A 17,968-nucleotide genomic window follows, 5' to 3' on the forward strand; every position below is an offset into this window, starting at 1 on the left:
GTGTGGGGGAGACGTTGAGGTCACTGCGGGACGACGAGGACGGGATCGTGCGCGCGGGCGTGCCGGGGGCGCCGCCGGGAACCGGCGTCCACCTCCCCGGGGCGCTCGGCGGCCCGTCGGGCGTCGGCACGGCCTCGCTGCGATGGAAGCCCCCGATCGACCGTTCCGAGGTGCGCTCCCTGCTGGCCTACCTGCGCGCCTGCCTGCGTCGCGAGGCGGTGCACACCCACGTCGTCCCGGTCGGCGACCTGGGCTCCGACGGCTGCGCGTGCCTGCCCCCGGGCCCCGAGGTGCTCTTCAGCGGGGTCGGGGAGACGATTCCGCTGCACCCGGAGTCCGTCCGCGTCCTGCGCGCGGCCCACGACCTCGGCCAGTCCGTGCGCTACGGCTATCCGCTCGTGATCCTGGGGGAGGGCGAGGACCGGGCGGCCCTGCCCCTGCTCACCGTCGACGTGCGGATCGCGGACGAGACCGCGGACAACCCCGCCGGGTCCGGAGACACGCTGGTCCGCGCGGTCGGCCCGCCCGACGTCAACCCCGCGCTCCTGGGACGCCTCGGCCTCACCGACCCCGAGGACCTGTTCGAACTGCGGACCCGGCTGCGCTCCGGTGCGCCCGACCCCCTGCGGCGCCCCGCTGCCGTCGCCGACCTCGCCGCCAGGGTCCGCGCCCTGCTCTCCGGCCTGGAGATCGAGCGGGTGGACGACATCGCACCCCTGGGCACCCGGGGCGCCCCGCGCACCGGGACGGACGGCGCCCACAACGTCGCCGTGATCTTCCGGGCCGGGCCCGGCGGGGGACGCCTCGACGCCGACGAGCGCGAACCCGTCGGCGTCGAGGGGGTCCTGGCCGACCTCGACCCCTCCGGCCGCGACGGCCTCGACCCCGAGGACGTCAGCGGGACCGCCCTGGAACCCCTGCTCGGACAGCCCTCCCGGACGGCCGGGGCCCCCGGCCCGGCGGCGTCCGGACGGCTCTTCCGCGGCCCCCGCGCCGCGACCCGCCGCGGTTGCGCCGACCCCGCCGGAAACGCCGCCGAGCCCCCCGTCCCGATCTCGGCGACCGCCCTCGACCAGTCCCAGTACGCGGTCCTGTGCGCGGCCATGCGCGAGCAGCTCACCGTGGCCGCCGCCCCGCCCGGAAGCGGTGTGCACGACCTGGTCGACGCCCTCGTGCGCACCGCCGTCAGCAACGGCCAGCGCGTCCTGGTGTGCGGGCGCACCGAGGCCGACGTCGACGCGGTGCGCCTGCGCGCGGACACCTCCCCCTGGCACCCCGTCGTGCGCGTGGGCGGGGACGGACGGAGCACGGCCGAGGCCGTGCTGCTCACCCGGCTCCTCACCGAGCACTCCCGGAGCCTGCCCGCGGCCCCCGCCGGTTCCGGCGGGGAGGACCCAACCGTCCACTGGGCGGACCTGGCCGCGGACTGGGCGGCGGTCCGCGAGGCGTGGCGGGCCATGGACACCATGGCCTCCGGCGGCCACGCGCTCGCCCGTCTGGCGGAGGAGCGCGGCCGGGTCGTCTCCCAGGGGTGGGACCCCGACTCCCTCTTCACGCCGGAGCGGGGCGGTCCCGAGTACTGGCTGCACCGGGCCGAGCGCGCGGGCGCCGGGGGGCTGGCCGGGCTGGCGCACCGCGGCGCCGTCCGCCGCGAACTGGGAGTGGACACCGACCCCGACAGCCTCGACCGCCTGCGCGCGGTCGCCCGTCTGGAGGGCGAGTGGCGCGCGGCCGTGGACCGGCGCACCCGCTGCGCGCCGCTGAACACGCTCACCGCCGACCTGGCCGACGCCCTCGCCCGGCACCGCAGGTCCAGCTCCGCCTGCCTGCGCGCGGTCGGCGACCCCCGGCTGTGGCGGGGCCGCGCCGCCATCGAGCACCGCCTGGAGAGCCTCAACTGGCACCGCGGCCACGGCTGGCCGGGTCTGGGCGGGCTGCTCGACACCCTGCCCGCGTGGGTGTGCCGCACCGACCAGGTCCGGGCGCTGCAACCCCGGGCGGGCCTGTTCGACCTGGCCGTCGTGGTCGGGGCCGAGCGCACCCGGCTGGCCGAGCTGTTGCCGGTGCTCTACCGCGCCAACCGCGCCGTGGTGTTCGGAGACCCCGCGCACCCGGGGCCCGTGAGCGTGCTGGAACCGGACGAGGAGCGCCGCGCGCTGTCCGCCGCCGGACTGGTCGCGGGCCAGCTGGACGACCGGGGCCTGCGCTACGGCGGCGGTTCGGCGATGCGCGCCCTGTACCGGGCCGCGCCGCCCATGCGGTGGCTGGAGGAGCACGAGGGAGCGCCGCCCCAGCTCGCCGGGGCCGCCTCGCGGCACTGCTACGGGGGAAGGCTCGCGGTGCGCACCCTCCCCGACCCCTCGGCCGGCCCCGCGTTCGAGTGGCGCGACGTCGCAGGGGTCTGCGAGGCCGCGCCCGGCGCGTCCTTCGTCAACCGGGACGAGGCCTACCGGGTGGCGGTGGTGGTGGGCGAGCTCGACGACCACCTGCCCCGGGGCCGGGTGATCGCGGTGGTCGCGCCGACCCAGCCCCAGGCGGCCCTGGTGCGCCGCCTGCTGGGCAAGCGCGTCCCGCGCCACGAGGTGCGGGTGGGCGGACCGGACCTGTTGGCGGACGACCACGACCCGGCGGACGTCACCGTCCTGACGCCGACGCTGGCCTACGGGGCGCCCGCCGTCGCCGAGCGGCGCGTCCGCCGGATGGGCCACCTGTGGTCGTCGGTGCTCACCCGCACGCGCCAGCGGCTCGTGGTCGTGGGCGACCGCGGGTACTGGTCGGGCGACGACGGCCCGCTGGGCGCCCTGGAGGCGTCGACGCCGGACGGCCGCGCGGGGCGGACCGACGCGGCCGCCTCCGCGCTGGTCAGAAAGCTGCGCGGGGTGGGGGCGGAGGTGACCCTCCAGCAGACGGTCGAGGGCTGGACCGCCGACATGGTGGTCCGGTTCGGCTCCCGCCGACTGCTGCTCCTGCTCGACCGGGAGCCCGACGGCCGCTCCCTGCGCTGGCTGCTCGCCCGCGGGGAGACGCTCAACCGCACCACGGGGGACCCCGTGGTCGTGGTGCCCGCCTGGCGCTGCCTGGCCGACCCGCGCGCCCTGGTGGAGGAGATCCTCACCGCCCACTGACCCGCCGTGCGGCCCCCGCCGGGGCCGGGCGCCGACCGGACCGGCGGACGGGGCGGGCGCACTACCCTGGAGCCCGATGTCCGGAAGGCGGTGTTCACGCCGCTCCGGACGTACGGGGGAGGAGAGGACCGGTGCCCGAGGGCCACACGCTGCACCGCCTGGCAGCGCACTTCGACAAGACCTTCGGCGGAGGCGCGGTACGCGCCAGCAGCCCGCAGGGGCGCTTCACCGACGGCGCCGCCCGGATCGACGGCCGGGTCCTCACCGAGAGCGAGGCCCACGGCAAGCACCTCTTCCTGGGGTTCGACTCGGGGGAGTGGCTGCGGGTCCACCTGGGCCTGTACGGCGCCTGGTCCTTCGGCGACGCCGACGGCGAACGCCACCTGGGCGCGCCGCGGGCCGCGGGCGGCGCCCGCCGGGAGCTGCTCCGCGACGCCGAGGGCTTCGCCGTGCCGCCCGAACCCGTCGGGGCGGTGCGCGCCCGTCTGGTCAACTCCTCCGGCTGGGCCGACCTGCGCGGCCCCTCGGCCTGCGAGGTCGTCACCGAGGACGACAAGCGCGCCGTCCAGGCCAGGCTGGGACCCGACCCCCTGCGAGACGACGCCGACCCCGAGCGGGCCTGGCGCGTGGTCAGCCGCTCCCGGACCAGCGTCGCCGCGCTCCTCATGCGCCAGGACGTCGTGGCGGGCATCGGCAACATCTACCGCGCGGAGTCGCTGTTCCGGGCGGGGCTGGACCCGATGACCCCGGGCCGCGACCTCACGGCCGACCAGTGGTCGCGGCTGTGGGACGACCTGTCGGGCCTGCTCCGCGACGGCGTGCGGGACGGCTACATCATCACCACCCTGCCCGAGCACCGCCCCGACCCGGACGCGCGTCCCGTGCCCCGGCCCGACAGCCTCTACGTGTGCTACCGGACCGGTGAACCCTGCCGGGTGTGCTCCTCGCCGATCGCTTCCGCGGAACTGGCCGGACGCACCCTCTACTGGTGCCCCCGGTGCCAAGGAGTTTGAGAGCTTTCGCGAGTTAAGTACCCATTTGTCGGGTTGGACGCCAAGGTCATGCAGTACAATCCCGAACCGTCTGCTTAACCGGTTCAGCATTGTGTGATCAGGGGGACGAATGGGGGGTTTGATGCGGCGTCCGACCATCATGGACATCGCCAAGGCCGCGGGGGTGTCCAAGGGGGCCGTGTCCTACGCGCTCAACGGGCGTCCGGGGGTCTCGGAGGAGACCCGAAGACGCATCCTGGCGATCGCCAGCGACCTCGGCTGGGCGCCCAGCAGCCCGGCGCGCGCACTCGCCCCCGGCGGCCGGATCGGGGCGGTCGGCCTGGTGGTCGACCGGCCCGCCCACTCCCTGGGGCTGGAACCCTTCTTCATGCAACTGGTCTCGGGGATCGAGACCGAGCTGGCCTCCTCGGGGGTCGACCTGTTGTTACAGGTCACCGAGGACATGGGCGCCGAGATCGCGTCCTACCGCCGCTGGTCGTCCGAACGCCGGGTGGACGGCGTGATCATGGTCGACCTGCGGGTGGGCGACCCGCGCGTCCAGGTCGTCGAGGAGCTCCCGCTGCCCGCCGTCGTCCTCGGCGGACCCGAGGGCGTGGGCTCCCTGCCCTACCTGCACACCGACGACGCCACCGCCATGCACGAGGTCGTCCACTACCTGGCCGCCCTCGGCCACCGGCGCATCGTCCAGGTGGCGGGCCCGGAGAAGTTCGTGCACACCCGCGTGCGCACCCAGGCCTTCCTGGACGCCGCGGCCCAGGCCGGGCTCAGCGAGGCCCGCTGGGTGCACGCCGACTACACGGGTGAGGGGGGCACGAGGACCACGCGCAAGCTGCTGGCCGCCACCGACCGGCCGACCGCCCTGATCTACGACAACGACCTCATGGCCGTGGCCGGACTGGGCGTGGCCCACGAGATGGGCGTGGACGTGCCCTCGCAGCTGTCCATCGTGGCCTGGGACGACTCGGTGCTGTGCCGCCTGGTCCGCCCCTCGCTGACCGCCATAGTGCGCGACATCGTGTCCTACGGCCGCCAGGCCGCCCTGATGCTGGCCAAAACGATCGAGGGCAAGCCGGTGGCCAACAGCGAGACCTCCCGCGGAGAGCTGCTCCCCCGGGGCAGCACCGGCCCCCTGGGCGCGTGACCCGGCGTCCCCGACCGGCCGCCCGCGGTCGGGGACGCCGCGCGGCCGGTCCGGCGGGCCGTACGTCCCGTCCGACGCGTACACCGCGTGAGGGTCCGTAAGCCCCTCGTGGCGCGGATGCCGGGGTTCGCGGCGCGCACCGTGGTGGTTGTTAACGATGTGAAAACAGGGGCGTGAGTTGCCTCGGTGGTCTCTGCGGCTTTGGTGTCCAAAAGGTGACCGTGAGGGTGCTACCACCCCCTCCCGAGCTGTGGAAGGCTGCGGCGCGTAACGCCCCACGCCGACAGGCCCCGGAGGGAGCGAGAACGCCCGTGCGGAACCGGTTCAGCGCCGCCGAACTTACTGACATACCCGCATCTGTGCTGTTACAAGCGAATAACAGCGAAGTGTCGGGCATTGACGCCCTTCCTGCGGACGTGTTGTTGTTAACGTCACTTACCCGGTTCAGCAACGGTCTCGCGCGCTCACCACTGGGAGCGCTCCCAACCCTTCCGGTCTCACGGAGGGGACTCCCCCCATAGGCCGGCCGGGTGACAAGGAGGAGTCGAGATGAGAATGCTGCGGCTTCCGGCGGCACTCGCGGCCCTGGCCCTCGCGGTCAGCGCCTGCTCGGGTGACGGCGGGAACAGCGAGGGCGGTTCGGGTCAGTACCCCAGGAACGAGACCCTGTACACCACGGGTACGGCGTGGTCGGCACCGACCAGCTGGAACCCGATGATGCGGGGCCAGTTCGCGGTCGGCACCAACGGCCTGGTCTACGAGTCGCTCTTCCACTACGACCCGGACGCGGGCGAGTACGTCCACTGGCTCGCCGAGAGCGACGAGTGGACCTCGGAGACCGAGCACGTGATCACCCTGCGCGAGGGCGTCACGTGGAACGACGGTGAGCCCCTGGTCGCCCAGGACGTGGTCACCACGCTGGAGCTCGGCCAGATCAGCGGCGTTCCCTACAGCAACGTCTGGGACTACGTCGAGGGCGTCGAGGCCACCGACGAGCGCACGGTCACCGTCACCTTCTCGGAGAGCCGTCCGCAGGAGTGGATGAACTGGGCCTACTCCAACCCCATCGTCCCGGACCACATCTGGGCCGACATGGAGGAGACCCAGATCACCGACAGCGCCAACGAGAACCCCGTCGGCACCGGCCCCTACGTCTACGAGTCGCACACCGACGACCGCATGGTCTGGGAGCGCAACGACGAGTGGTGGGCCGCCGAGGCCCTCGACATGACGATGGACGCCCGCTACATCGTCGACATCGTCAACGCCTCCAACGAGGTCACGATGGGCATGCTGAACCAGGGCGAGGTCGACCTCTCCAACAACTTCCTGCCCGGCATCGACCAGGTCCTCAACAGCAACGAGACCATCACCAGCTTCTACGACGGCCCGCCGTACATGAAGAGCGCCAACACGGCGTGGCTCATCCCGAACCACACCCGTGAGCCGCTCAACGACACGGCGTTCCGCCAGGCCCTGGCCCACTCGATCAACATCACCCAGATCGTCGAGGGCCCGTACGCCAACCTGGTCCAGCCGGCCAACCCCACGGGCCTGCTGCCCGAGTGGGACGCCTACATCGACCACGAGCTGGTCGAGCGCGAGGGCTTCACCTTCGACGCGGACGAGGCCGTGGCCATCCTGGAGGAGGCCGGCTACATGGACGAGGACGGCGACGGCTTCGTCGAGACGCCCGACGGCGAGGCCATCGCCCTGACCCTCGCGGTGCCCTCCGGCTGGACCGACTGGATGGAGGCCGCCCGCCTCATCGAGCAGAACGCCCAGGACGTCGGCATCAACATCACGGCCGAGTTCCCCGACGAGGGCCTGCTCAACGACAACCGCAACGCGGGCGAGTTCGACCTGGTCATCAACAACGCCCGGCAGCTGAGCAACTCGCCGTGGACCTACTACGACTACCTCTACCAGCTGCCCGTCCAGGACCAGCAGACCACGGTGAACTTCCACCGCTACGAGAGCGACGAGGCGTGGGCCCTCACCGAGGAGCTCGCCCGGGTCCCCGCCGACGACGTCGAGGCCGCCGCCGAGGTCACCTCGCAGCTCCAGGAGCACTTCCTGGCCGAGCTGCCGACCATCCCGCTCTGGTACAACGGCCAGTGGTCGCAGGCCAACAACGCCGCCTGGACCAACTGGCCCAGTGAGGCGGAGGGCGCGCCCAGCACCCCCGCGGTGATGTGGGAGGGCTGGTACGAGCTCGGCGGAGTCGAGACCCTCGCCTCCATCGAACCGGTCGAGTAGAAGCGGGGGAGCGGCTCTCCCCCGTCCACCCCGCTGACCACTCCCCGACCCCGGCCGAGGCACGGCGCGAAAGAGCCCGGCCGGGGGCGCCCCAGGAGAGCGGGCGCGGCACGGAACACCACCCGGGGTCCGTGCCGCGCCCCTCCGGGGCCACTCGACTGTCCGCCGCCATCACCTGGAGGAACGTGTGTGGCGCTATATCGGTCGTAAGCTCTTCGTCTACCTGCTTACGTTCATCGTCGCGGTCACCATCAACTGGATGATTCCGCGTTTCATGCCCGGCGACCCCATCCGCAGCATGCTCTCCCGAGCCTCGGTGGGCGACCCCGAGGCCCTGGCGGCCATGACCGCCTACTACGAGGAGGTCTTCGGCCTCGACAAGCCGCTGCACGAGCAGTACCTGAGCTTCTGGGCGGGCCTGTTCAAGGGGGACCTGGGCATCAGCGTGATGCTCTACCCCGAGCCGGTCCTCGACGTCATCCTGAGGGCGGTCCCCTTCACCCTGGGACTGCTGCTCCCCGCGATCCTGCTCAGCTGGGTCATCGGCAACCGCTTCGGCGCCTTCGCCGCCCGCAGCAAGGCCCTGGACAACACGGTCCTGCCGGTCGGCTACATCCTCACCGCCACGCCGTACATGTGGCTGGCCCTGCTGCTGGCCTGGAGCCTGGGCATCGTCGCCGGGATCTTCCCGGCCTCGGGCGGCTACAGCTTCTCCCTGCGCCCCGAGTTCAGCTGGCTGTTCATCTCCAACCTGATCACCCACTGGTTCCTGCCGTTCCTGTCCATGTTCCTGGTGGCGCTCGGCGGCTGGGCGATCGGCATGCGCAACATGATCATCTACGAGCTGGACGCGGACTACTCCAACTACCTCCAGGCCCTCGGCGCGCCGCGCAAGCTGGTCCGGCGCTACGCGTTCCGCAACGCCATGCTGCCGCAGATCACGGGTCTGGCCGTCCAGCTGGGCACGATCATCGCGGGCTCCCTGCTCACCGAGATCGTGTTCAACTACCCCGGCCTCGGCAAGCTCATCCTGGACTCCCTGGACAGCCGCGACTTCTTCCTGCTCCAGGGCGTCTTCCTGTTCGTGGTCGTCGGCGTGCTGATCGCCAACTTCATCATCGACATCGTCTACGTGCTGATCGACCCGCGCACCCGGGTCCAGATGACGGGAGGCTCCTCATGACGAACGTCGCCGGAGCTCCGGGCACCGCCGAGAAGGCGGACGCCCCCGAACCGGCCGGGCGCAAGGGCTCCGAGGCCCTGTACTTCGCCCGGCGCAACCCCAAGCTGCTCATCGGCTCGGGTATCGTCCTGGCCTTCCTGCTGCTCGGGATCATCGGTCCCTTCTTCGTCAGCGACAGCCCCAACGAGTACGTCGGCCCGCAGATGCAGGCGCCGAACGGCGAGTACTGGCTGGGCACCACCACGTTCGGCCAGGACATCTGGGCCCAGTTCGTGTACGGCGTGCGCGCCACGTTCATCATCGGCCTGTTCGGCGGCGGCGTCGCCTTCGTCATCGGCACGACGGTCGGCTTCGTCGCCGGGTACAAGGGCGGGATCGTCGACGAGATCCTCAACATGATCACGAACGTGGTCCTGGTGCTGCCCGCGATGGTCGTGCTCATCGTCGCGATCGCCTACCTGGACGCGCGCGGCCTGTTCGTGCAGGGCCTGTTCATCGGTCTGACCGCCTGGCCGTGGGCGGCCCGCGCGGTGCGTTCGCAGGCGCTGTCCCTGGCCACCCGCGACTACGTGGACCTGGCCCGGCTGAGCGGTCGGCGCACGTGGAGGATCATCACCACCGAGATCGCGCCCAACATGAGCTCGTACCTGGTGATGTCCTTCATCCTGCTCTTCGGCGGCGCGATCCTCACCGCGGCCGGCCTGGACTTCATCGGCCTAGGCCCCTCCAACGGCGTGTCCCTCGGCCTGATGCTGGAGAGCGCCGTCGCCTGGAGCGCGCTCACCCTCGGCATGTGGTGGTGGTTCATCCCGCCGGGTCTCGGCATCACCGTGATCGTGGGCTCGCTGTACATCCTCAACGTCGGGTTGGACGAGGTCTTCAACCCCAAGCTGCGGGAGCTGTGATGACCCTGCGCGTCAAGGACCTGAAGGTCTACTACCAGACCCTGCGCGGGGACGTCCACGCCCTCGACGGCGTCACGTTCGACCTCGCCGACGGGGAGATCATGGGCCTGGCCGGGGAGTCCGGCTGCGGCAAGACCACCCTGGGCAAGAGCCTGATCCGCCTGGACTCGCGGATGCGCCACGTCGGCGGCACGATCGAGCTGGACGGCAAGGACGTGCCCATCGCCGACGACCGCGCGATGGTGCCCCTGCGGTACCACGAGATCTCGCTCATCCCGCAGTACGCGATGAGCGCGCTCAACCCGACCCGCAAGATCGGGAGGATGATCAACGAGCTGCTGCGCGCCCGCGGCGTGCGGCCCGCCGACGTCACCGAGGAGCTCCACCGCCGCCTGGAACTGGTCGGCCTGGACACCGACGTGCTCAACCGGTTCCCGATCGAGCTGTCCGGCGGCATGAAGCAGCGCGTCGTCATGGTCATCTCGACCCTGCTCAACCCGTCGCTGCTGATCGCCGACGAGGTCACCTCGGCCCTGGACGTGTCCACCCAGCGCTCCGTCGCCGAGTCGATGGTGGAGTTCCGCGACCGGGGCTACATCAAGAGCATGGTCTTCGTGACCCACGACATCTCGCTCGTGTACCAGATGGCGGACACGATCATGGTGATGTACGCGGGGCACATCGCGGAGAAGGCGTCCGCGAGCACCATCATCAACGAGCCCAAGCACCCCTACACCCAGATGCTCATCGGGGCGCTGCCCGAGGTCGGATCCACCTCCACCGTGCAGGGGGGCCGCCTGCAGGGCATCCCCGGCACCCCGCCGGGACTGCTCAACCCGCCCACCGGCTGCCGGTTCAAGGACCGCTGCCCGATGGCGTTCTCCAAGTGCTCCGAACAGCCGCCGCTGGTGGAGATCGAACCCGGCCACTGGGCCGCCTGCTGGAAGACGGGGTGAGGTAGACCGTGCTGGAACTCAGCCACGTGCACAAGGTGTACAAGGTTGGCGCGTTCGGCGGTGACCGCCTGCGCGCCGTCCGCGACGTGAGCCTCACGGTGGGGGCGGGCGAGGTCGTCTCGCTGATCGGTGAGAGCGGCAGCGGCAAGAGCACCCTCGGCAAGATGGTGCTGGGCCTGTTCAAGCCGACCTCGGGGAGCATCACCTTCGAGGGCACCGACATCACCACCATCAAGGGCCACGCCGCGCGCAAGGAGTACTACCGCCGTGTGCAGGGGGTCTTCCAGGACCCGTTCAGCTGCTTCAACCCCATCTTCAAGGCCGACCGCGTCTTCGAGATGGTCCGCACCTCCTACTTCCCGAAGACCCCGGAGACGGAGTGGCGGGACAAGGTGCTGGACGCGATCGCGACGGTGCGCCTGGACCCGGGCAACGTCCTCAACAAGTACCCGCACCAGCTCAGCGGCGGCCAGTTGCAGCGCCTGCTGATCGCGCGGGCGCTGCTGCTGGACATCAAGCTGCTGGTCGCAGACGAGATCATCAGCATGCTCGACGCCTCCACGCGCATCGACGTGCTCAACCTGCTCGCCGACCTCAAGGAGCGCGGCCTGGGCATCCTGTTCGTCACCCACGACCTGTCGCTGGGCAACTACGTCAGCGACAAGTCGGTGATCCTGCGCAAGGGCGCGATCGCCGAGATGGGCCCGACCGCCAGGGTCTTCGACAACCCGCTGCACCCCTACAGCCGCCACCTGCTGTCCTGCGTGCCGCAGCTGCACCGCACCTGGGCCGAGGTCGACGCCGAACTGGCGGCCAACCCCCCCGAGGACGTCGTCCTGCCGACGGCGCCCGACGAGGACTCCGCTCCGCTGATCGAGGCCGAGGAGGGCCACTTCGTGGGGATCGACCAGGGCTGAGCCGCCCGCTTCCCCTCATCCCGGCGCCCGTCCACCCCCCGCGGGCGCCTCGGTGTTTTCCGGTCCTCTCCGCGCGCTCCCGACACCGGTTTCCGAAAGCCGCGATTCGATAACCGAACCCGGGCGGTCGACGGTTGTTTCCGGGTGCCCGCACGGTCCCGGATCCCCTCGCGGGGGCCGGTTCCGGGCGCCGACGGGCCCGTCGCGGAGGGCGTCGGCGGACGCCTCCGGGCCGCTCCTGCGCCCACCGGGCCGCACGCCGGGGCTGCCGCGGGCGGGCGCCGCCCCGGAGCCGGGGGCGCTCACGTGCGCACCCGTCCTGAGGTGCGCCGACGACGTGGCGGCGACGTCCGCCTGAACGGGGTGTGACACCCCGGAGTGCGTTCCCACGCGGCACACGTGTACCCTGGAGGGTCCGCCGGTATTCCCCGGCGGGCCGTGCGGGTTGCCACATCGGAATCCTTCGCTGGCCGACCCGTCTGTGGTACGTTCGAAGTGATTGTTAGTCGTTGAATTTCGCAGTTGGTGTCTTGCCCGCGGAGTTTGTGACCGGCGGGCGGTTTCTTCAAGGAAGTCCGGCTCGCGGCAATTCGCGGACGTGAGTCTGCGTCCGTGTACACCGAGCTGAAGGAGAGAACATGGCTCAGGGAACTGTGAAGTGGTTCAACGGCGAGAAGGGCTTCGGCTTCATCTCCCCCGACGGCGGCGGCCCCGACGCCTTCGTTCACTACAGCGCCATCCAGGGCACGGGCTTCCGTAACCTGGAGGAGAACCAGCGCGTGGAGTTCGAGGTCGTCCAGGGCACCCGTGGCCCGCAGGCCGAGAACGTCGTCGCGATCTAGCACGCGATAACTTCGCGCAACGCCCCGGAAGGCACCGCCTTCCGGGGCGTTCGCGTGTGCGGCCCCCGAGGGGGCGGGGGCTCACCCCTCCAGCAGGTCCTCGGTGCGCCGACGCACCTCGGGGGTGTCCAGCCCCCGCACGGTCACCGTCGTGCGGCGGCGCAGCACGTCGTCCGCTTTCACCGCCCACTCGCGGTCGCGGGCGAAGACCACCTGCGCCCAGATGTCGGGGCCGTCGGGGTGGATGCGCTCGCCCAGGCGCGGCTCCTCGCGCACCATCGCCGCGATGTCCATGGCCAGGCTCCCGTAGTGCGACGCCAGGTGGCGGGCGACCAGCGGGTCCAGCGGGGCGCCGGGCGCGCGGTCGGTGATCAGCCGCTGGGCCACCGCGTCCGGGCTGGCCAGTCCGGGCAGCGGCACCGTGCGCAGCGGGTCGGCCATGTCCTCCGACAGCGGCACGGCGCTGACCTTGCGCAGCTCCTTGAGGACGGCGCGGCCGATGTGGCGGTAGGTCGTCCACTTGCCGCCCGCCACCGAGAGCATCCCGCCCCGCCCCTGGGTGACCACGGTCTCGCGCTTGGCCGCGCTGGTGCCACCGGGTCCGCCGGGCAGCACCCGCAGCCCCGCGAAGGAGTAGTCGACGTGGGAGGCGTCCAGGTAGGGCGCGTCGATGCCCAGCGCGGCCTCGCCCAGGATCTGCTCCACGTCGGCGGGCACGACCGACACGTCGGCCGGGTCCCCGGTGTACTCCTCGTCGGTGGTGCCCAGCAGCAGCCTGCCCTCCCACGGGATCGCGAACGACACCCGGTACTTGTCCACGGGGATGGTCAGCGCGGCGCGCCAGGGCTCGGGGGTGCGCAGCACCAGGTGCGCGCCCTTGGACAGGCGGACGCTGGGCGCCGCGGAGGGGTCCTCCATGCTCCGCAGCCGGTCCACCCAAGGGCCGGTCGCGTTGAGGACCAGCCGCGCGTCGATGCCGAACTCCCCGCCGTCGACGCGGTCGCGCAGGTCGGCGCCGGTGACCCGGCCCCGGGTGGTGCGCAGCCCCACGACCTCGGCGTGGTTGAGCACCACCGCGCCCGCGTCCACGGCGGCGCGCACGCTCATGACGGCCATCCGGCTGTCGTTCATCTGGTGGTCGCTGTAGGCGGCCACCGACCGCAGGCCGTCGGTGCGCAGCCCCGGGGCGAGCCGCCGCGCCTGTGCGGGGGAGAGCAGGCGGCCCATGCCGTCGCCGAATGCCGACAGGGCCGAGTACAGGAACACCCCGGCGCCCATCTTCGCGGCCCCGTGCGGGCCGCCGGAGTAGATCGGGACCAGGAACGGCATGTGGTTGACCAGGTGCGGCGCCACCTCCGAGGCCAGGGACCGGCGCTCGCGGTGGTTCTCGGCGACCAGGCGCACCTGCCCGCTCTGCAGGTAGCGCAGTCCGCCGTGCACCAGCTTGGAGGAGGCGCTGGAGGTGGCTCCGGCGAAGTCGCCGGAGTCGACCATGGCCACGCGCAGTCCCGCCTGGGTGGCGGTCCAGGCGACGGAGGTCCCGAGGATCCCGCCGCCGACGACCAGGAGGTCGAAGGTCCCCCGGGTGAGTTCGTCGCGTGTGCGCGAGCGCGACGATGCGATGCGGTTCTGGCTGGCGCTGACGGTCATGGCTGTGCTCCTCGGAGGGATGGAGGGGGCCTCGCGTGCACCTGAACAGTCTCCACGTTTCAGGCGATGTATCGCCTTCATAATACGACAATGCCGAACGCTGGTGAAGAAGAGGGGGTGTTTTCGCCGAGAAAACGGGACCAGCCGCGGACTGAAGCGCAGACGAACTTGGCTGAAGTTGCCCAGGGGATCCGAGTCAACACATGGGGCTCCTGGGATGCGGCATTGTCGAACCTCATCGGCCGACTGCGCGGCCGGCCCGAGCCGAGGGCGCGCACGGCGAAGCCCCGGGGCGTCGCACGGCGACACCCCGGGGCTTCGCGGAGTCCGGGCCCGGCCCGCGGGCCCGGAATGCGGGTCCCCGGCAGGCTCGGGCGTTCGTGGGCGGGCCGGTCGGGGGCGGCGGTCACACCGTCCCGGGCCGGCGGCGCTCAGGCGCCGAACCCGGTGAGCTTCCAGATCCACGCGCCGATCACGCCGCCCAGCAGGGGGCCGACCACCGGAATCCAGGCGTATCCCCAGTCGGAGGGGCCCTTGCCGGGGATCGGCAGCACCGCGTGCGCGATGCGCGGCCCCAGGTCGCGGGCCGGGTTGATGGCGTATCCCGTCGGGCCGCCCAGGGACAGGCCGATCGCCAGCACCAGCAGGCCGGTCAGCAGCGGCGCCAGGCCGTTGGTGAACAGGCCGCTCAGGTCCACGCCCCCCTCGATGGAGACGTAGCCGGAGTTCGCGCCGATGCCCAGAACACCCAGGAGCAGCATGGCGGTGCCGACGACCTCGGTGATGAGGTTGGCCACCGGGTTGCGCACGGCCGGGGCGGTGCTGAACACGCCCAGCTTCGCGTCCGGGTCGTCGGTGATCTTCCAGTGCGGCAGGTAGACCAGGTAGACCAGGACGGCGCCGGTGAAGGCGCCGCCCATCTGGGCCAGGATGTAACCCGGGACCTGGGCCCAGCCGAACTCGCCGATACTGGCCAGGCCGAGCGTGACCGCCGGGTTGATGTGGGCGCCGCTGGTGGCGCCGACGACGTAGACGGCCATCGCGACCGCCATGCCCCAGCCGAAGGTGACGACGATCCAGCCGCCGTTGAGGGCCTTGGAGCGTGCGAGCGAGACACCGGCGACGACACCGCCGCCGAGCAGGATCAGGATCGCCGTACCGACGAACTCTGCCAGATAGACCATGGAGACCTCCGCCCCGTCAGGGGAACCGGGTCACGGGGGCCTCACCCCGCCGACCGGCGCCGGGCCGGAGGCGGGGGTTTGATAGGACGCACCCGTCACAGGAATGGGATGGAGCGGAGCGCGCACGGCGCCCCGCGGGCCGGTTCCCGGGAGCCGAGGGCGGCAGCCGGGGCTCCTGGGAACCGGTCGTTCGGTGGGGTGACGCCGCCCCGCGCTACTGTGCGTCCTCGTGCTCGACCCAGTCCAGGGTGCGGCGCACGGCCTTGTTCCAGTTGCGGTACTCGCGCTCGCGCACGGCGGGCTCCATCTTCGGGGTCCACTCGGCTGCCTTGTGCCAGTTGGCGCGCAGCGTCTCGACGTCGGGCCAGTAGCCCACCGCCAGCCCCGCGGCGTAGGCGGCGCCCAGGCAGGTGGTCTCGGCGACCATCGGGCGCACGACCTCGGTGTCGAGCACGTCGGACAGGATCTGCATGAGCAGGTTGTCGGCGGTCATGCCGCCGTCCACCTTGAGCGTGGTCAGCTCCGTGGGCGCGTCGGCGTTCATCGCGTCGACGACCTCGCGGGTCTGCCACGCGGTGGCCTCCAGGACGGCGCGCGCGATGTGGCCCTTGTTGACGTAGCCGGTCAGGCCCGCCATGACGCCGCGCGCGTCGCTGCGCCAGTGCGGGGCGAACAGGCCGGAGAAGGCGGGCACGATGTAGCAGCCGCCGTTGTCCTCCACTGTGCGCGCCAGGGTCTCGATCTCGGGCGCGGTGGAGATCAGGCCCAGGTTGTCGCGCAGCCACTGCACCAGGGAGCCGGTCACCGCGATGGAGCCCTCCAGGGCGTACACGGCCGGTTCGTCGCCGAGCTTGTAGCCCAGCGTGGTGAGCAGGCCGTTCTCGGAGGTCACCGGCTCCGTGCCGGTGTTCATCACGAGGAAGGTGCCGGTGCCGTAGGTGCCCTTGACGTCGCCCGGGTCGAAGCAGGTCTGGCCGAACAGCGCGGCGTGCTGGTCGCCGAGGGAGGAGGCGACGGGGGTTCCGGCCAGGTAGCCCTTGGCCTCGCCGTAGACCTCCGACGACGAGCGGATCTCGGGCAGGACGCCCTCGGGGATGCCGATGGCCTCCAGGACCTCGGGGTCCCACTGGAGGGTGGACAGGTTCATCAGCATGGTGCGGCTGGCGTTGGTCACGTCGGTGACGTGGCGGCCGGTCAGCTTCCAGATGATCCAGGTGTCCATGGTGCCGAACAGGACCTCGCCGCGCTCGGCGCGTTCGCGCAGTCCGTCGACGTTGTCCAGCAGCCAGCGCAGCTTGGGGCCGGAGAAGTAGGTGGCCAGCGGCAGGCCGCACCGCTCGCGGAAGCGGTCCTGGCCCTCCTCGCCGCCCAGCTCGCGGACCAGGTCGTCGGTGCGGGTGTCCTGCCAGACGATGGCGTTGTGGACCGGCTCGCCCGTCTCGCGGTCCCAGACCAGGGTGGTCTCGCGCTGGTTGGTGATGCCGACGGCCGCGATCTGGTCGGGGGTGATGTCGTTCTTGTCCAGGGCTCCCCTGATGACCGCCTCGACGTTGGTCCAGATCTCCACGGCGTCGTGTTCGACCCAGCCGGGCTTGGGGAAGATCTGCCTGTGTTCGCGTTGGTCGACCGAGACGATACGTCCGTCGCGGTCGAAGAGGATGCAGCGGCTCGACGTGGTGCCCTGGTCGATCGCGGCGACGTACTGCTGACTCATCGGGTGCTCGCCTTCAGGGTGGGGCTCGGGACGGGGCCGGACGCACACGGTTTCGGATTAAACCCGCACGTTGTACGACATTGACGTATGAGTAGCCGTTAGTTTCATCCGTCTTTCCTTCCCATGTCAAGGCCGTGTGACGCAATCGTGTCGCGTGCGTCACGTCCTCTCGACGGCAACGCTGCCAGGTGCGGGCTAACGCCGGAAGCCGCCGCGCGGAAGGCCTTCCGCGGGCGGTGTCGGAGCCGTGCCGTGATCCCTCAGTAGGGGGTGACGCCGAGTTCCCGGGAGATGGCCCGCGCCGCGTCGCGCACGTAGGAGACCTGCTCCATGTCGGGCCTGCCCCCCTCGCCGCGCAGGCGCTCGACGGCGCCGCGCACCCCGATGGCGCCGACGGTCGTGCCGCGCCGGTCGCGGATGGGGGCGGCGATGGAGACCTCGCCGTCCACGAGTTCCTCGGCCTCCCAGGCCCAGCCGTCGTCGCGCACCTGGTCGAGCTGGCGCTCCAGCGCGGCGGGGGAGGTGACGGTGTGCCGGGTGAAGGAGGTCAGGGCCGGCGCCCCTCCGTTCTCGACCACGGCCGGGTCCTCCTCGGGGGCCGCCAGTGGGTCGAAGGCCATGAGGACCTTGCCGATGGCGGTGGCGTGCAGCGGCAGCAGGGCGCCCACGTCCAGGGTCTGCTGGGAGGCGTCGGGGCGGAACACGTGGTGGACCACGAGCACCTGGTGCTTGTGCAGCGTGCCGATCCGCACGCTCTCGCCGCTGCGCGAGGCCAGGCTGTCCGCCCAGTTCAGGGCGCGGGTGCGCAGCTCGTTGCCGTCCAGGTAACGGGTGCCCAGGCTGAGCATGCCCCCGCCCAGGCGGTAGCGGCCCGACTCGGGGTCCTGCTCGACGAAGCCCACGTGCTGGAGGGTGCGCAGGATGCCGAGCGCGGTGCCCTTGGGCAGTTCCAGGGACCGGGAGATCTCCGCCAGGCTGAGCCCGCGGGCGCCGGTGGCCAGGATCCGGAGAATGGCTGCCGCGCGTTCGATCGACTGGATTTTTCCCGGCATTGCGGTGCTACCACTCTCTAGTACGAC

13 protein-coding genes are annotated in these 17,968 nt (G+C 71.6%); 9 read left to right on the forward strand and 4 right to left on the reverse strand.

Annotated elements, in window-relative coordinates:
• The first annotated feature begins 14 nt into the window (after positions 1-14).
• The 9 genes from KGD83_RS06905 (at position 15) to KGD83_RS06945 (ending at position 12,341) form a co-directional block, all read left to right on the forward strand.
• Positions 15-3,125: a DEAD/DEAH box helicase gene (locus KGD83_RS06905; RefSeq protein WP_212643040.1), complete on the forward strand. Its 3,111-nt coding sequence runs from the start codon at positions 15-17 to the stop codon at positions 3,123-3,125.
• A 131-nt stretch (positions 3,126-3,256) separates the two neighbouring features.
• Positions 3,257-4,138 (forward strand): Fpg/Nei family DNA glycosylase, encoded by an 882-nt coding sequence (locus KGD83_RS06910; protein ID WP_212643041.1) that lies wholly within the window; start codon positions 3,257-3,259, stop codon positions 4,136-4,138.
• A 121-nt stretch (positions 4,139-4,259) separates the two neighbouring features.
• Positions 4,260-5,279: a LacI family DNA-binding transcriptional regulator gene (locus KGD83_RS06915; RefSeq protein WP_212643042.1), complete on the forward strand. Its 1,020-nt coding sequence runs from the start codon at positions 4,260-4,262 to the stop codon at positions 5,277-5,279.
• A 555-nt stretch (positions 5,280-5,834) separates the two neighbouring features.
• Entirely contained in the window at positions 5,835-7,538 is a 1,704-nt protein-coding gene (locus KGD83_RS06920) for an ABC transporter substrate-binding protein (RefSeq protein WP_212644301.1), read from the forward strand.
• Positions 7,539-7,725: 187 nt separating this feature from the next.
• Positions 7,726-8,721: an ABC transporter permease gene (locus tag KGD83_RS06925; RefSeq protein ID WP_130394988.1), complete on the forward strand. Its 996-nt coding sequence runs from the start codon at positions 7,726-7,728 to the stop codon at positions 8,719-8,721.
• Positions 8,718-9,626 carry an ABC transporter permease gene (locus KGD83_RS06930; RefSeq protein WP_212643043.1) on the forward strand — a complete coding sequence of 303 codons (909 nt, stop codon included), beginning with the start codon at positions 8,718-8,720 and terminating at the stop codon, positions 9,624-9,626. The genes KGD83_RS06925 and KGD83_RS06930 overlap by 4 nt, the downstream gene beginning before the upstream one ends.
• Positions 9,626-10,582 (forward strand): ABC transporter ATP-binding protein, encoded by a 957-nt coding sequence (locus KGD83_RS06935; protein ID WP_212643044.1) that lies wholly within the window; start codon positions 9,626-9,628, stop codon positions 10,580-10,582. Before KGD83_RS06930 ends, KGD83_RS06935 begins: the two co-directional genes overlap by 1 nt.
• A gap of 8 nt (positions 10,583-10,590) precedes the next feature.
• Positions 10,591-11,499, forward strand: coding sequence for an ATP-binding cassette domain-containing protein (locus tag KGD83_RS06940; RefSeq protein WP_212643045.1), 909 nt, complete (start codon positions 10,591-10,593; stop codon positions 11,497-11,499).
• Between the two features lie 638 nt (positions 11,500-12,137).
• Positions 12,138-12,341: a cold-shock protein gene (locus tag KGD83_RS06945; RefSeq protein ID WP_047868215.1), complete on the forward strand. Its 204-nt coding sequence runs from the start codon at positions 12,138-12,140 to the stop codon at positions 12,339-12,341.
• Between the two features lie 81 nt (positions 12,342-12,422).
• Here KGD83_RS06945 and KGD83_RS06950 read toward each other — a convergent pair whose 3' ends face one another.
• From KGD83_RS06950 to KGD83_RS06965, 4 genes are all read right to left on the reverse strand, one after another.
• On the reverse strand, positions 12,423-13,991 hold the full coding sequence (locus KGD83_RS06950) for a glycerol-3-phosphate dehydrogenase/oxidase (protein ID WP_212643046.1): 1,569 nt from the start codon (positions 13,989-13,991) through the stop codon (positions 12,423-12,425).
• Positions 13,992-14,422: 431 nt separating this feature from the next.
• A complete protein-coding gene (locus KGD83_RS06955; RefSeq protein ID WP_212643047.1) occupies positions 14,423-15,175 on the reverse strand; it encodes an MIP/aquaporin family protein in 753 nt (250 codons plus the stop codon).
• A 214-nt stretch (positions 15,176-15,389) separates the two neighbouring features.
• The gene (gene glpK / locus KGD83_RS06960; RefSeq protein WP_212643048.1) at positions 15,390-16,889 is read right to left on the reverse strand and encodes a glycerol kinase GlpK; all 1,500 of its coding nucleotides are present in this window, start codon (positions 16,887-16,889) and stop codon (positions 15,390-15,392) included.
• A gap of 260 nt (positions 16,890-17,149) precedes the next feature.
• Positions 17,150-17,941, reverse strand: a complete 792-nt coding sequence (locus KGD83_RS06965; RefSeq protein ID WP_212643049.1) for an IclR family transcriptional regulator — start codon at positions 17,939-17,941, stop codon at positions 17,150-17,152.
• Positions 17,942-17,968 lie beyond the last annotated feature (27 nt).

It is taken from the genome of Nocardiopsis akebiae (genome assembly GCF_018316795.1).
GTDB classification, from domain to species: Bacteria; Actinomycetota; Actinomycetes; order Streptosporangiales; family Streptosporangiaceae; genus Nocardiopsis; species Nocardiopsis dassonvillei.